General features: G+C 72.7%; 12 protein-coding genes. 8 read left to right on the top strand and 4 right to left on the bottom strand.

Features of this window, described 5'->3' with window-relative positions; all coding sequences use genetic code 11:
* The first annotated feature begins 26 nt into the window (after nt 1-26).
* Nucleotides 27-446 carry a VOC family protein gene (locus AB0D29_RS09025; RefSeq protein ID WP_362852876.1) on the top strand — a complete coding sequence of 140 codons (420 nt, stop codon included), beginning with the start codon at nt 27-29 and terminating at the stop codon, nt 444-446.
* Nucleotides 447-657: 211 nt separating this feature from the next.
* Nucleotides 658-1113: a GNAT family N-acetyltransferase gene (locus tag AB0D29_RS09020; RefSeq protein ID WP_362852875.1), complete on the top strand. Its 456-nt coding sequence runs from the start codon at nt 658-660 to the stop codon at nt 1111-1113.
* A gap of 64 nt (nt 1114-1177) precedes the next feature.
* Here the strand turns inward: AB0D29_RS09020 and helR are convergent, their stop codons facing one another.
* Complete coding sequence (helR, locus tag AB0D29_RS09015; RefSeq protein ID WP_362852874.1) at nt 1178-3349, bottom strand: RNA polymerase recycling motor ATPase HelR; 2172 nt, start codon at nt 3347-3349, stop codon at nt 1178-1180.
* A gap of 524 nt (nt 3350-3873) precedes the next feature.
* On the opposite strand from helR, the gene AB0D29_RS09010 reads away from it, so the two are divergent.
* The 3 genes from AB0D29_RS09010 (at nt 3874) to AB0D29_RS09000 (ending at nt 7367) form a co-directional block, all read left to right on the top strand.
* Nucleotides 3874-4962: a hypothetical protein gene (locus AB0D29_RS09010; RefSeq protein ID WP_362852873.1), complete on the top strand. Its 1089-nt coding sequence runs from the start codon at nt 3874-3876 to the stop codon at nt 4960-4962.
* A 99-nt stretch (nt 4963-5061) separates the two neighbouring features.
* The gene (locus AB0D29_RS09005) at nt 5062-6861 is read left to right on the top strand and encodes an Ig-like domain-containing protein (RefSeq protein WP_362852872.1); all 1800 of its coding nucleotides are present in this window, start codon (nt 5062-5064) and stop codon (nt 6859-6861) included.
* Between the two features lie 107 nt (nt 6862-6968).
* Entirely contained in the window at nt 6969-7367 is a 399-nt protein-coding gene (locus tag AB0D29_RS09000; protein WP_362852871.1) for a TOBE domain-containing protein, read from the top strand.
* Between the two features lie 28 nt (nt 7368-7395).
* Here AB0D29_RS09000 and AB0D29_RS08995 read toward each other — a convergent pair whose 3' ends face one another.
* Nucleotides 7396-8865, bottom strand: a complete 1470-nt coding sequence (locus AB0D29_RS08995) for a helix-turn-helix domain-containing protein (RefSeq protein WP_362852870.1) — start codon at nt 8863-8865, stop codon at nt 7396-7398.
* Nucleotides 8866-9087: 222 nt separating this feature from the next.
* Here AB0D29_RS08995 and AB0D29_RS08990 point away from each other — a divergent pair, with 222 nt between their 5' ends.
* The 3 genes from AB0D29_RS08990 (at nt 9088) to AB0D29_RS08980 (ending at nt 13204) form a co-directional block, all read left to right on the top strand.
* Nucleotides 9088-9915 (top strand): FAD binding domain-containing protein, encoded by an 828-nt coding sequence (locus AB0D29_RS08990; protein WP_362852869.1) that lies wholly within the window; start codon nt 9088-9090, stop codon nt 9913-9915.
* Nucleotides 9912-12680, top strand: coding sequence for a molybdopterin-dependent oxidoreductase (locus tag AB0D29_RS08985; protein WP_362852868.1), 2769 nt, complete (start codon nt 9912-9914; stop codon nt 12678-12680). The genes AB0D29_RS08990 and AB0D29_RS08985 overlap by 4 nt, the downstream gene beginning before the upstream one ends.
* 95 nt (nt 12681-12775) lie before the next feature.
* Complete coding sequence (locus AB0D29_RS08980) at nt 12776-13204, top strand: molybdopterin-dependent oxidoreductase (protein ID WP_362852867.1); 429 nt, start codon at nt 12776-12778, stop codon at nt 13202-13204.
* A gap of 7 nt (nt 13205-13211) precedes the next feature.
* Here the strand turns inward: AB0D29_RS08980 and AB0D29_RS08975 are convergent, their stop codons facing one another.
* Complete coding sequence (locus tag AB0D29_RS08975) at nt 13212-13631, bottom strand: TOBE domain-containing protein (RefSeq protein ID WP_362852866.1); 420 nt, start codon at nt 13629-13631, stop codon at nt 13212-13214.
* A gap of 224 nt (nt 13632-13855) precedes the next feature.
* A complete protein-coding gene (locus tag AB0D29_RS08970; protein WP_362852865.1) occupies nt 13856-14305 on the bottom strand; it encodes a hypothetical protein in 450 nt (149 codons plus the stop codon).
* Nucleotides 14306-14321: the final 16 nt, after the last annotated feature.

The raw sequence follows: 14321 nt of genomic DNA, 5'->3' as shown, positions 1-14321 counted from the left end.
CCGCATCTTAGCGAAGGGGAAATCCCGTGCCTTCTCGCCTCAATCCATACATCAGCTTCAACGGCAACGCCCGGCAGGCCATGGATTTCTACAAGGGGGTCTTCGGCGGCACCCTGACGGTGAACACGTACGGTGACTTCGGCAGCGGGAAGGAGGCCGGGGGCTCCGACGACATGATCATGCACAGCATGCTCGAGACCGACAACGGCTTCACGCTCATGGGCGCCGACAACCCGCCGGGATCGGAGAACAAGCCCGGGAACAACATCTCGGTGAGCGTGAGCGGTGACGAGGCCGACGAACTGCGCGGCTACTGGTCCAAGCTCTCCGACGGCGGCACGGTCACGGTCCCGCTGGAGAAGCAGATGTGGGGCGACGTCTTCGGCATGTGCACGGACCGGTTCGGCATCATCTGGATGGTCAACATCGTCCAGCCCCCCGCCTGACCCGCGCGCCGCCGGGTCCTCTGCGTACGGCGTCCGACAGCCCGGTGTGGTGGGCCACCCGTCCACGGTGGCGCCCCGGCGGCCCGTCTTGCTCCATCCCGGCACCTGACCCCGCCGCCCGGCTCCCGCATGATCGGTTCCCTGCACCCGGAGGAGGAGCGCGTGCGCTCCTCCTCCCACCGCCTTCCTTCGATCACGGGAGCCCCGTCACATGTCCGACATCAACGTGCGTGCCGTACGGGCCGAGGACTTCGCCCAGTGGCGCACCCTCTACCGCGGGTACGCCGACTTCTACGAGGTGGAGCAGACCGAGGAGGCCGCCGCCACCGTGTGGTCCTGGGTGACCGACCCCGGCCACGAGGTCGGCGCCCTGGTCGCCGAGGACGCCTCCGGCCGCCTCCTCGGCCTCGCCCACTACCGCCCGTTCGCCCGGCCGCTCTCCGCGACGGTCGGCTGCTTCCTCGACGACCTGTTCGTGGCGCCCGAGCACCGCGGCTCGGGCGCCGCCGACCGGCTGCTCGGCGCCCTGCGCGAGCTCGCGGCCGAGCGCGGCTGGAGCGTGGTCCGCTGGATCACCGCGGACGACAACCACCGCGCGCGGTCGAAGTACGACCAGGTGGCCACCCGCACCATGTGGGTCACCTACGACATGGCACCCGGCCGCTGACCCGCCACGGGGGCCGTGGACGGGCCGCCCGCGCCCCCGGCGGCCCGTCCTTCCGGAGGACGGCCTAGGCGCTCGTGAGGATGACGAGCTGCTGGGTCGCGCGGGTCATCGCGACGTAGCGGCTGACGGCTCCCTCGACGCCCTCGCCGAACGTCTGCGGGTCGATGAGGACGACGAGGTCGAATTCGAGCCCCTTCGTCAGTTCCGGCGTCAGCGACCGGACGCGCGACGTCGGCCGGACCGTGCCGATGCCGACGTCACCGGTGGCGATGACACAGGCGACCCCCTCGGCGTTCGAGGCGAGCCAGGTGTCGAGGACCGAGTCCAGATCCGTGACGGAGCCGTGTGCGACGGGAATCCCGCTGCTGCGGATGGAGGTCGGCACGTTGGCGTCCGGCAGCGCGGCCCGGATGGCAGGCTCGGCGTACGCCATGACCTCTTCCGGCGTGCGGTAGTTGACGCTCAGGGAGGCCACGTCGATCCGGTCGAGCCCGACCCGCTCGAGCCGTTCCCGCCACGACTCCGTGAACCCCTGGCGGGCCTGGGCACGGTCGCCGACGATGGTGAAGCTCCGGGACGGGCAGCGCAGCAGCAGCATCTGCCACTCCGCGTCGGTCAGTTCCTGGGCCTCGTCGACGACGATGTGGGCGAACGGGCCGGCCAGCAGGTCCGGTTCGGTGCGCGACAGCGCGCCCTCGTCGACCAGGGTGTCCTGCAGGTCCGCTCCGTGCAGCATCCCCACCGCGCCCTCGCTCTCGTCGAGCACGACGTTCTGCAGCAGGCTGTCGATGGCGTCGGACCGGCGCGCGCGTTCGGCGGCGACGGCCGCGTCGTGCCGGCGCTTGCGTACGGAGGCCTCCGCGTCGCCGAGCCGCTGCCGGGCCGCGTCCAGGAGCGGCAGGTCGGACACCGTCCAGGCGTGGCTGTCCGTGCGCTGCAGCGCGCGCACCTCGTCGGGGCCGAGCCAGGGAGCGCACTTGCGCAGGTAGGCGGGGACCGACCACAGGTCCGCGACGAGGTCGGTCGCCTCGATCATCGGCCATGCCCGGTGGAGGGCCTTGAGCAGCTCCCGGTCCTGGAGCAGCGCCCTCCGCAGCAGGTGGGGCGGGGCGTCGCTGTCGTCCTTGTCCATGAGGATCGTGGCCAGTTCCTCCCGGATCTGGTCGTGCGCCTCGTTGTGCGGGGTGCCGGACTCCACCGCGTCGAACGCCACCGCCCAGTCGTCGGCGCTCAGCCACAGGTCGGACCAGGGGGTCTCGACCTCCATCCCCTCGGTGGGCGGCTCCTCGTAGATGCGGACGGCCGCCTCGATCGCCTTCACCAGGCCGGCGGACGACTTCAGCCGGGCCGCGTCCGCGTCGGTCTCGACCCCGGCCGCGGCCCCTTCGGTGACGAGGTCGCGCAGGGTGCAGGTCTGCACGCCCTCCTCGCCGAGGCTGGGCAGGACGTCGGCGACGTAGGCCAGGTAGGGCTCGTGCGGACCGACGAAGAGCACGCCACCGCGGCGGTGGCCGAGGCGGGGGTCGGAGTAGAGCAGGTGCGCGGCCCGGTGCAGGGCGACGACGGTCTTGCCGGTGCCCGGACCGCCGTCGACGACGAGGGCGCCGCGGGATCCCGCCCGGATGACGGCGTCCTGGTCGGCCTGGATGGTGGCGAGCACGTCGCGCATCCGCGGCGAGCGGTTGGTGCCCAGGCTGGCGATGAAGGCGGACTGGTCGTCGAGCGCGGCGTGTCCTTCGAGCCCGTCGGCGGTGAACACCTCGTCCCAGTAGTCGCTGATCCGGCCGCGGGTCCAGCGGTACCTGCGGCGGCTCGCCAGACCCATCGGGTTCGCGTGGGTCGCCGCGAAGAACGGCTCGGCCGCGGGGGAACGCCAGTCGACGAGCAGCCGGTGCCCGGTGCTGTCGGTGAGGCCGAGGCGCCCGATGTACACGGGCTCGGCGTCGTCCGCGCCGACGACGTGCCCCAGGCACAGGTCCAGGCCGAAGCGGCGCAAGGTGCGCAGACGGCCGGTCAGGCGGTGGATCTCCGCGTCCCGGTCCATCGCCTCGCGGCCGATGCCGCCGGGTGCCTTGCGCGCGGCCTCCAGGCGGTCGGACAGCTCGGCGATCGACTCGGCGAGGCTCTCCGAGATGGCCGCGAAGTGCTGCTCGTCGCGGTCGATCAGCGCCGCGTCGGCCTTGCCGGAGAGGCGCTCGGGAAGGTCGAACGCGCTGGTTGTGGTCAGGGAGTTCACGGCATCAGCTCCGATCCGAGGTCGTACGACGGACAACGCGACAACAGCACACACACGTGGTGGATCTCCCGTTTCTGCAGGTCGGAGCTCGGTCCGCGAAGTCTGCCCCACGGCGGGGGCCTTGCCGCAAGCCCCCTGGTGCGCTATAAGTTGAGAGTGGCAAGGAGTGGTTTGACCTCCTTGCCTTTTTCTTTGCCCTCGCGGCCTCCCACCTTCTCGGCTCGCTGCCGCCGTGCTCCCGCACGCCCCGGACACCACTACTGGCGAGTACCGCAATTGCCAGGTGAATTCCAGGAATCCGCCTCACTTGCAGGCTTATCCGACTGATACATTCCGCAGGCGCAATCCGCACGCCCGTCAGCTCACGGCGGTCCACGACCTGGTCCGCCCGGCTTCCCCACCCCCTTCGCCGCCGCGCTCGCAGGGGTGCCCCTGGCGCTCCCCACGGCCCCGCCCGCACGCGACACCTCCGTGCGTCCCGGGCCGCCTCCAAGCCGAGACCCACCCCGAAAGGGACTTTTCCGATGACGAACCTGAGGAACATGCTTCTGCGGCGCCCCGCCGCTGGGAAGGCGCTGGTCGTGGGCGCCCTGCTGGCCCTGGCCATACCGGGAATCGCGTACGCCAACACGGTCGGCGTGACCGTGAAGACCCCCGGGGCCACCGCGGGTCCCGGCTCCGCCTTCTCCGAGATCACGACCAACGCCGCCTGCAGCAGCGGCCTGATCTCCGGCGGCGGCATCAACCAGGCCATCGGCACCGGCACTTCGTCGAACGGCAACAAGATCAACGGCACCTCGCCGAGCCCCGACGGCAGCACCGAGTACACCGGCTCCACCGGGGTCGTCGGTACGGACGTGACGTACTGGCTGGGCATCGGCGGCAGCGGTGGCGCGGTCAACGCCTCCTTCTCCAGCACCCCGTACGCGATGTGCTTCAGCAGCAGCCTGATCAACCACACCCAGGTGGTGATGAACAAGGTCGCCGGACCCACCACCGGCTCCACGGTGGGCCTCGTCACCGCGACCTGCCCGGCCAACACCCGGCTGCTCGGCGGCGGAGCCCGCATCACCCCTGCCGTCGTCGGCAGTCTCAAGCCGATCGCCGGCTTCCCCACCTTCAACGATTCCGCCCACGCCTTCGGCCAGAAGGCCGCGTCCGACGGTGAGACCAACCCCGACTCCTGGAGCGCCGTGGGCTGGAACGGCGGCGGCGGTGACAGCGGCAACACCACGTACGCGTGCGCCATCTGCAGCGGCAACAACATCAACATCAGCGGCACGACCGTCAAGGTGCGCTTCTCCGAGGTCAGCGGCCCCACCGCCGGCACCAGCGGCGCGACCGTGACCGTCGGCTGCGGCCAGAACGACGGCAAGCTGGTCAGCGGCGGTGCCGCCATCAGCGGCGGCGGCGTCACGAGCACGAACTTCACCGGTCCGGGCTCCCAGGGCGACCACCTCAACGGCAGCTACCCCAGCGACTCCGGGGGCAACCCGGTCGCGGACGGGGCCACCACGGCCTCGTACTGGTCGGCCTTCACCCACACCGGGGCACCCAGTTCCCCGAACACCTACTCCGACGTGTGGGCGCTGTGCGCGAACGACGGCGTCTGAGTCGCCCGTAGCGCGACCGCCGCAGCCGGCTGCGGTCGTGGCCGGCTGCGGTCCTGCACACCCGTCTCCCAAATACCCTCGTTTGGAACCCTCTTGAGCATGTACCGATCGAAGATCCTGAAGGCCGCCGCCGCGGCCGGTCTGCTGGCCGCCGCGCTGGCACCCCTGCCCGCGACGGCCGATCCGGCGGCTCCGGCCGCCGCCGGCCCCTGCGGCGCGGGCGGCGTCTTCACCGCCGCGCCGCCCAGTTGCGCCTACACCGCCGTCGGCACCGACACCTTCACCGTCCCGGCCGGGGTGACCGCGGTGACGGCCGATCTCTTCGGCGCCGAGGGCGGCAGCGCGGCCGGCTTCGTCCTCCCCAGCCCGCCGAACGACGGCGCACCCGGCGGGCTGGGCGGTCAGACCCGCGCGGACCTGGCCGTCACCCCGGGCCAGAGCCTCCAGATCACCGTCGGCGGAGTCGGCAGCTCGGGTACCTCCCGGCACGGCGAGTTCGCCCGGCCGGGCGGCCGCGGCCACGGCTCCGGCGGCGGCGCCCACGGCGGCGGTGGTTCCGGCGGCGGCGCGAGCGATCTGCGTACGGGCGCCTTCGGCGGCGCCGATCGGGTCCTGGTGGCCGGCGGCGGCGGTGGCGCGGGCAACGGCGGGCCGCTGCTGCACGGCGGCCACGGCGGCGGGCTCGAAGCGCAGCCCGGCGGCCAGGGCGGCGGCCCGGAGGGCTCCGGACTCGCGGGCGGCGGTGGAACCCGGTCCGCCCACGGGGCGGGCGGACCCCGCAACAACACCGTCGGCGCGCCGGGAGGCGCGGGCAGCGACATCGACCAGTACGGCAGCCTGCCCAATCCCGGCAGCGGCGGCTCCGGTGGCAACGGCGGTGGCGGTGGCAACGGCGGCGGCGGTGGCGGTGGCGGCTACTTCGCCGGCGGCGGCGGCTCCGGCGGCGGTCGCCCCGGCGACCTCTACGGGGCCGGCGGCGGCGGGGGCAGCAGCTACGCGGCGCCCTCCGCCACCGGAATCACCCTCGCCCAGGGGGTCAACCACGGCAACGGCAAGGCGGTCGTCTCCTTCCGGTACGGGGCCTCGCTCGCGGTGGCCGCGGACACGGCCACGCCGCTCTTCGGGCACGCCGTCACCCTGACCGCCACCACCACCTCGGCCGGTCCGGCGACAGCCGCCCCGGGTGGAACGGTCACGTTCTTCGACGGGACGACCCCGCTGGCGACCGTGCCGCTGGAGGCGGGCCGGGCGCAGCTGCGCACCGGCTCGTTCCAGCCCGGCGCCCACGCGATCACCGCGGCGTACGGCGGCGACGCGAGCCACACGCCGGCCGCGACGGCCGCGCCTTCCCCGGTCACGGTCGGATTCAGCCGGCCCTGCATCACCACCGCACGCGTCGGCGCCCTGACCGTGCGCGCCGGGGAGGCGCTCTGCTTCGCCTCCGGCGGCAGCCAGACGGGCCCGGTCACGGTGGCGCCGGGCGGGTCCCTGGCCCTTTCGGACGCCCGCGTCACGGGTCCCTTCTCCGCCGACGGAGCGCTCGCCGTCACCGTCTGCGGTTCGCGCCTGACCGGCCCGGTGTCCGTCACGGGCACGGCCGGTCCGGTGCTGATCGGCGCGCAGGAAGCGGCGACGGGCTGCGTCGGCAACACCTTCCAGGGGCCGCTGAGCCTCGTGGGCAACACCGGCGGTCTCCAGGCCTCGGCCAACACCGTCACCGGACCGGTGCGGATCGACGGCAACAGCGGCAGCGGCCTGTGGGCCGGGGAGAGCGCCCCCGCGTTCCGGTCCAACCGGGTCACCGGAGCGCTGCGCTGCGAGGGCAACGAGCCGGAGCCGGTGCAGACGGGCACGGTCGTCACCGGCCCCCGGACGGGCCAGTGCCGGCAGGCGAGCTAGCGACCGGCGGCAGGGAAGTGCACGTCGGGGCACCCGGGCTCGCCGGCCCGGGTGCCCCGACGCCTCCCGCCCGGCGGGACCGGCCGGGGACCCCCTATGCTGCGGGCGTGCCGTCGTATTCCATGGGGCAGGCCGCCCAGTTGCTGCGCGTGAGCCCCGAGACCGTCCGCCGATGGGCCGAGACGGGACGGCTGCCGGCCGGCCGCGGCCCGGACGGATCGCGGATCGTCGACGGGGTGGTCCTCGCCGCCTTCGCCAAGGACCGTGCCGCCGGGCTGCATCCCCTTCCGTCGGGCACGGTCGTCACGTCCGTCCGCAACTCCTTCGCCGGGATCGTCACCGCCGTGCGGCTCGACGACGTGGCGGCCCAGGTGGAGATCCAGTCGGGGCCGCACCGGGTGGTGTCCGTGGTGACCAGGGAGTCGGTCGAGGAGCTCGGCATCACGGTCGGGGCGACGGTGACGGCCCGGGTGAAGTCCACCGAGGTCCACATCGACCTGACGTAGCCCGGCCCCGTGCGCCGGGCGCGCCCGGTCACCCGCAGCGCAGCGCCGCGTAGAGGTCCAGCTTGTGGTCGAGGCGGGACAGGTCGCGGCCCGTCAGTGCCTCCACCCGCTCGATCCGGTAGTGCACGGTGTTCACGTGCAGGTGGAGCGCCTCCGCCGTGCGCGCCCAGGAGCAGTTGTTCGCCAGGAAGACCTCCAGGGTCTCCCGCAGCATCCCGTCCCCGAGCGCCCCCAGGATCCGCGTCGCGAACACGGACCGTACCTCCGGCGGGACCCCGGCCATCAGCTCGGCGAGGGTGTCCAACTGCTCGACCTCGCGCACCGGAACGGCCTCGTCCGCCGCCGTCAGCGCGAACCGGGCCTGGCTGAGCGAGGCGCGCAGCCCCTCCGCTCCCGCGGCCTCGGCCCCCACGCCCAGCCGGAGGTCCGCCTGCGGGCCCCCGCACCGCCGCAGCAGCGGCCACACCGCGCGGAGCCGGTCCGCCGCGTCGCCCGCGGTGTCCGGGTCCTCGTGCAGCACCGCCACCGAACGCCCCACCGCGTACGAGGCGTTGTCCAGGTGCCGCAGGCCCTCCGCCAGGGCGTCGCCCGAGGTCGCCGTCAGGACCCGGTACGAACCGCCCGGGGGCAGCCCGGCCGCCGCGAGCGCCTCCTCCAGGGCCCCGGTGTCCGCCGGTGCGGGGCCCGCCGGGGTCCCCTCCAGCAGGGCGATCAGCTCCTGTCCGGCCACCCGGTCCGCGGCGAGCCGGCGCGCCTGGCCGCCGCGGCACCGGGCGAGCACGTCGGCGATCTCGTGGAGCACGCGCGGAGGCGCCGCGTCCGGGTCCGGGACGTGCAGCTGCCAGGCGTCGTACGGGGAGCTCTCGGCCTCGATCCGCAGCCAGACCCCGCCCCGCGCGGAGGCGGCCGACGCCTGGGCGGCGGGCAGCTCGGGCGCCGACGGGGTACGGGCCACCGTGCGGCCGCTCGCGGTGAGCAGGTAACAGGACACCCGGCCCAGGTGCGCGCAGGCCCGCTCCAGCAGTTCTGCGGGGCCGGCCCCGCCCTCGACGAGCCGGCTCAGCTCGCCGCGCACGTTCTCGGGCAGGGCGAAGAGCCGGGTCGGGCGCCGGCTGAGGTCGCCCCACTGACGCAGGTACACCGCCTCGGTCACCGCCCGGAAGCTGGTCCGGGCCGGGACGGCCACGAGGGGCACCCGGTGGGCCCGGCAGGCGGCCACCAGTTCGTCGGGGACCCTCCCGTGGGTCTCCTCACCGGCCAGCAGTGCGGTGGCGCCGGCGTCGGCGAGGGCGGTGACGAAACGGTCCGCCTTGGCCTCGTCCCCCTCCGACCACCACACCAGACCGCTCAGCACGAGCTCCCCGGGCCCCAGGAACCGGCCGGGCTCCTCCAGGTCGGTGGCGGTGACCCCGACGACCTCTTGGCCGAGAAGGGCTTCCTCTCCCCAGAGCAGGCTGAGACCGAGGCTGTCGAGCTGGAGCAGGTCGAGGACGTGCATGGCGGGGACTCCTTGCGGTGGGTCGTGCCCACATTCGCGAGGTGAATAGAGGCTGAGCCATCGTAAATGCTAGGTGAGGAACCCGGTGAGCCTCTTGGTTGATTCTCCAGGACGGACCCCGGCGACCTCGTTCGTTTCCGTGGCCGGGACCAGTCGTTTCGCCCCGGGTCCCTTGCTTCACTGGCGGAAACCCCCTGTGACCGGAAAGGCCGGTGGCGCGAATTGGACCTCAACACAGTGCTCGACGTACGCGATGCGCGCCGCCGCGAACCCTGGCGTCCCGGCGACGCCTGGCTCGGCGGCGGTACGTACCTCTTCTCCGAGCCGCAGCCGCACATCCGCCGCCTGGTCGACCTCTCCCGGATGGGCTGGCCGCCCCTGTCCTGGCAGCCCGACGGCTCCCTCGACATCGCCGCGACCTGCACCATCACCGAGCTGTCGAGGTTCGCCCGGACCCTGCCGACCACCGCCGCCCCGCTCTTCGAGCAGTGCTGCCGCGCCTTCCTCGCCAGCTTCAAGATCTGGAACATGGCCACGGTCGGCGGGAACCTCTGCAACGGCCTGCCCGCCGGCCCGATGATCTCCCTCACCGCGGCCCTCGACGGCACCGTCCTCCTCCAGGGCCAGGACGGCGCCACCCGCCGCCTGCCGGTCTCCGACTTCGTCCTCGGCGCCGGGGTCAAGGACCTGAAGGAGGGCGAGCTGCTGCGCTCGGTACGGCTCCCCGCCCGCGCCCTGGACGCCCGTACGGCCTTCCGGCAGGCCTCGCTCTACGGGCTCGGGCGCTCCGGCGCCCTCGTGATCGGCGCGTCCGACCCCTCCGACGGCTCCCTCACGGTCACGGTCACCGCGGCCACCACCCGCCCCTTCCGCTTCTGGTTCGCGCTGCCTCCCACGGCCGCCGAGCTGCGCGCGGCCGTCGACGAGGTCGTCCGGCCCGAGGAGTGGTTCGACGACATCCACGGCCTGCCCGCCTGGCGGCGGCACATGGCGCTGCGCCTGGCGGAGGAGATCCGTCGCGAACTCACGCTGGAGGAGGCTTCCCGATGAGCTACGAGATCGAGATCAACGAGCAGCGCTTCGAGGAGGAGCCGCGGGCCGGCCAGTGCCTGCGCACCTACCTGCGCGAGCGCGGCTGGTTCGGCGTGAAGAAGGGCTGCGACCAGGGCGACTGCGGGGCCTGTACCGTCCACGTGGACGGGCAGCCGGTGCACTCCTGCCTCTATCCCGCCGTCCGCGCCGAGGGCCGCTCGGTGACCACCGTCGAGGGCCTGGCCAAGCCCGGCGGCGAGCTCCACCCCGCCCAGCAGCAGTTCCTCGACGCCCAGGGCTTCCAGTGCGGCTTCTGCACGGCCGGGTTCCTGATGACCACCTCCGCCCTCCAGGCCGAGCAGGGCACCGCCCACGACGACGGCAAGCTCGACGACCTCCCGCGCGCCTTCAAGGGGAACATCTGCCGCTGCACCGGCTACCGCGCCATCGAGGACGCCGTACGCGGGGTCAAGCACACCGAGAGCCCCTGCGCGGGCCAGGCGGTGGGCAAGAGCCTCGGCGCCCCCGCCGGACCACAGGTCGTCACCGGCACCGCCCGCTACACCTTCGACATCGGGGTGCCCGGGCTGCTGCACATGAAGCTGCTGCGCTCCCCGCACCCGCACGCCCGCATCGTCTCCATCGACACCACCGAAGCCCTCCAGGTCCCGGGCGTGCACGCCGTGTTCACCCACCACGACGCCCCCGACCGGCTGTACTCGTCCGCCCGGCACGAGCACCCCACCGAGGACCCGATGGACACCCGCGTCCTGGACGACGTGGTCCGCTTCGTCGGCCAGCGCGTGGCGGCCGTGGTCGCCGACAGCGAGCAGGCCGCCGAGGAGGGCTGCCGCCGCGTGGTCGTCAGGTACGAGGAGCTCCCGTACGTGATCGACCCGGAGGAGGCCATGCTCCCGGGCGCCCCCGTCCTCCACCCCAAGGGCCCCGAATCGGGGATCTTCCGCGCCGAGAACAACGTGTGCGGCGAGGTCCACAACACCCTCGGCGACATGGAGCAGGGGTACGCGGAGGCGGACGTCGTCTACGAGGAGACCTTCCAGACCCAGCGCGTGCAGCACGCCAGCCTGGAGACCCACGGCAGCGTCGCGTACTTCGAACCCAAGGAGGAGGGCGACGGCGAGCGCATCACCGTCCGCTCCTCCACCCAGGCGCCGTTCCTGACCCGGCGGGCGCTGTGCGCGCTCTACGACCTGAACGAGGACGAGGTCCGCGTCGTCGCGGGCCGCGTGGGCGGCGGGTTCGGCGGCAAGCAGGAGATGCTCACCGAGGACATCGTCGTCCTCGCCGCCCTGAAGCTGCGGCGCCCGGTGAAGCTGGAATTCACCCGGGCCGAGCAGTTCTACGGGGCCACCACCCGCCACCCGTTCAAGATCACCATCAAGATCGGCGCCAAGGCCGACGGCACCCTCACCGCGCTGCGCATCCGGGTGCTCTCCAACACCGGCGCCTACGGCAACCACGGCCCGGCCGTCATGTTCCACAGCGTCGGCGAGTCCTTCGCCGTCTACAAGGCGCCGAACAAGGAGGTCGAGGCGTACTCCGTCTACACCAACGGCGTGCCGGCGGGCGCCTTCCGCGGCTACGGGCTGGGCCAGGTCCTGTTCGCCCTCGAATCGGTGATGGACGAGCTCGCCGTCAAGCTCGGCATGGACCCCCTCGTGCTGCGCGAGAAGAACGTCATCGGCGCCGGCGACCACATGGTGACCCCGATCGGCCACGAGGAGGACCTCTTCATCGCCTCGTACGGGATGAAGCAGTGCATGGACGTCGTGCGCAAGGCCATCGCCGAGGACCGCAGCCACGAGGACGTGCCGGAGGGCTGGCTCACCGGCACCGGCTCGGCGGTCGCGATGATCGCGACCGGCCCGCCGGGCGGCCACTTCGCCGACGCGCGGGTCAGCCTGCTGCGCGACGGCACGTACGACATCGCGGTGGGCACGGCTGAGTTCGGCAACGGCACCACCACCGTCCACCAGCAGATCACCGCCGGCGCGCTGAACACCACCGTCGACCGGATCACGGTCCGCCAGTCGGACACGGACGTCGTCCGGCACGACACGGGCGCCTTCGGCTCGGCCGGCACGGTGGTGGCGGGCAAGGCCGTGATGCTGGCGGCCAATTCCCTCGCGGAACGCCTCCAGACCTTCGCGGCCCGGCACACGGGCGTCGCCCGCCACCTGTGCAAGCTGGAGGCCGAGGCCTTCGACTGCGCGGGCCGGACCGTGACCCTCAAGGAGCTGTACGAGGCCGCGTACGACAAGGGCAAGCTCGACGAGGTCGCGGCGGACGGCCACTGGGGCGGCTCCCCGCGCTCGGTCGCCTTCAACGCGCAGTGGTTCCGGCTGGCGGTGGACCCCGGCACCGGCGAGATGAAGATCCTGCGCAGCGTGCACGCGGCGGACGCCGGCAAGGTCATGAACCCGATGCAGTGCCGCGGCCAGGTGGAGGGCGGTGTGGCCCAGGCGCTGGGCGCGACCCTCTTCGAGACGGTACGGGTGGACGAGCGCGGCGAGGTGACCACGGCGGCGTTCCGCCGCTACCGCCTCCCGCAGTACGCCGATGTCCCGCGCACCGAGGTGCACTTCATGGAGACCTCGGACGCGATCGGCCCGCTGGGCGCGAAGTCCATGTCCGAGAGCCCCTTCAACCCGGTGGCCCCGGCCTTCGCGAACGCCCTGCGGGACGCGACGGGGGTGCGGTTCACGGAAATGCCGGTGACGCGGGACGTGGTCTGGCAGAGGATGCAAGCCCATGAGGGGTAAACCTCACACAGGTGCAAGCCACATGGTGAGATGAGGGTGGCAGGTACGTTTCCACGATGATGAAGTCTGGGCATCGGATCCGTATGGCCAAACTCATGCTGCACGGAGACCTGGACCACCCGGCGACCCTGAGCGTCGCGGACCTGCGGGAATGGACCCAGTACCGCATGGAGGTGGTGTTCGACTGCGCCACCAACGGCCCGCAGCACCACGTGTTCGAGGGCGCGCTGCTGCGTGACGTGGTCGCGGGGGCCGGCCCCGCCTTCGACGCGCGGCGGCGCAAGGACCGCTCGCGGTTCCTGCTCGCCGTCAGCGGCGGGGACGGGCACCACACCGTCCTCGCCTGGGCCGAGCTCGACGAGGACTTCGGCGACAGTCCGGTGCTGCTCGCCACCCGCCTCGACGGGGAGGACCTCGACGAGGCGGGGGCGCAGCTGGTGGTCCCCTCGGACCGGTGCGGAGCGCGCTACGTCAGCGCCGTCACGCACGTGTGGTTCGGCGCCCTCGCGGCGCCCGACCTCTGAGCGGGGATCAGGCGGTGGCGAGGGAGATCTCGGTCGACTTGATCAGCGCGACGACCGGCGAGCCGGCGGACAGCCCGAGCGCGTCGACCGCGTCGGCGGTGACGGCCGCGGTCAGGTGACCGCCGTTCACGTTGACCTTCACGGCGGCCATGGCCGGGCCGATGGCGACGTCGGAGACCGTGCCGGTGAGCTGGTTGCGGATGGAGATGTTCTCGACCGGGCCGGTGGCGAGGGCCACCTCGGTGGCCTTGACGAGCGCCTTGACGCCGGAGCCCGAGATGAGGCCGAGGTCCTTGACGGCGTCGGCGGTGATGGCCGCGGTGATCTCCTGCCCCCCGTCCAGCCGGACCTTGACCGTCGCCATGGCCTCGCCGACGGTGACGGCGGTGATGGTGCCTGCGATCTGGTTGCGGATGCTGAGCGTCATGAAGGTTCGACCTCTTACCTGGACGTGTCGTGCGGCCCGGAGGGAGCCGCCCGAGACCGACCGTAGGCCCCCTTGATCCGGCTCGCGCGGATCCCCTCGCATCCGCCCCGGGGAACCACCCTCCCGGCTGGCGCCTGCCGGTGGGAGCGCCGTCGAGGCCGCCCGGCCGAGCCCTGCCGGCAGGCGCCCGGGCCCGGTGCTCCACCGAGGAACGTGCCGGGCGACTACACCTGCTCCTGGTACACCCTGATCTCGGCGGGCTTGAGCATGCGGAGCGTTGTCCAGGCCGCCCGCTCGCTCAGCCCTCGGGCCCACTCCTCGAGATCGTCGCCCGCGCCGTGGAAGAACCACGAGTCGAAGCTTCCAAGGGCCTGGAGTTCGGGTGCGATCCCGTAGCGAAGCTCGCAGTGGACCTGCACGTGGTGGTCGTGCTCGCCGTCGCCGTCGACGATCTCGAACTGTCGGGTGAGGTCCAGCATGAACGTCGGAGAACCGCCGAACGAGTGGGTTCCGTACTGGAACAGAAGGCCATCGGCATCAGGTGCGTCCGGGACGTCGAAAAGCCTTCGCCCGAACCGGAGATAGGAAAGCCAGACGTCTTCCGTGTCCAGGTCGGCAAGGACCCGCTGCTCACCCTTCAATTCACCCTCGAGCAGCCCTACGGCCTCGTCCATCGACGGTCTCCGCACT

This window comes from Streptomyces sp. NPDC048424 (assembly GCF_040651555.1).
In the GTDB taxonomy this organism is placed as follows: domain Bacteria; phylum Actinomycetota; class Actinomycetes; order Streptomycetales; family Streptomycetaceae; genus Streptomyces.
The sequence above is the reverse complement of the archived record's forward strand: the minus strand, read 5'-3'. Positions and strand labels throughout refer to the sequence as shown.

Excerpts from the sequence above, each read along its gene's own strand:
- AB0D29_RS09020 (WP_362852875.1), top strand. The coding sequence starts at position 658 with ATGTCCGACATCAACGTGCGTGCCGTACGGGCCGAGGACTTCGCCCAG.
- AB0D29_RS09010 (WP_362852873.1), top strand. The coding sequence starts at position 3,874 with ATGACGAACCTGAGGAACATGCTTCTGCGGCGCCCCGCCGCTGGGAAG.
- AB0D29_RS09005 (WP_362852872.1), top strand. The coding sequence starts at position 5,062 with ATGTACCGATCGAAGATCCTGAAGGCCGCCGCCGCGGCCGGTCTGCTG.
- AB0D29_RS08995 (WP_362852870.1), bottom strand. The coding sequence starts at position 8,865 with ATGCACGTCCTCGACCTGCTCCAGCTCGACAGCCTCGGTCTCAGCCTG.
- AB0D29_RS08985 (WP_362852868.1), top strand. The coding sequence starts at position 9,912 with ATGAGCTACGAGATCGAGATCAACGAGCAGCGCTTCGAGGAGGAGCCG.
- AB0D29_RS08980 (WP_362852867.1), top strand. The coding sequence starts at position 12,776 with ATGCTGCACGGAGACCTGGACCACCCGGCGACCCTGAGCGTCGCGGAC.
- AB0D29_RS08975 (WP_362852866.1), bottom strand. The coding sequence starts at position 13,631 with ATGACGCTCAGCATCCGCAACCAGATCGCAGGCACCATCACCGCCGTC.
- AB0D29_RS08970 (WP_362852865.1), bottom strand. The coding sequence starts at position 14,305 with ATGGACGAGGCCGTAGGGCTGCTCGAGGGTGAATTGAAGGGTGAGCAG.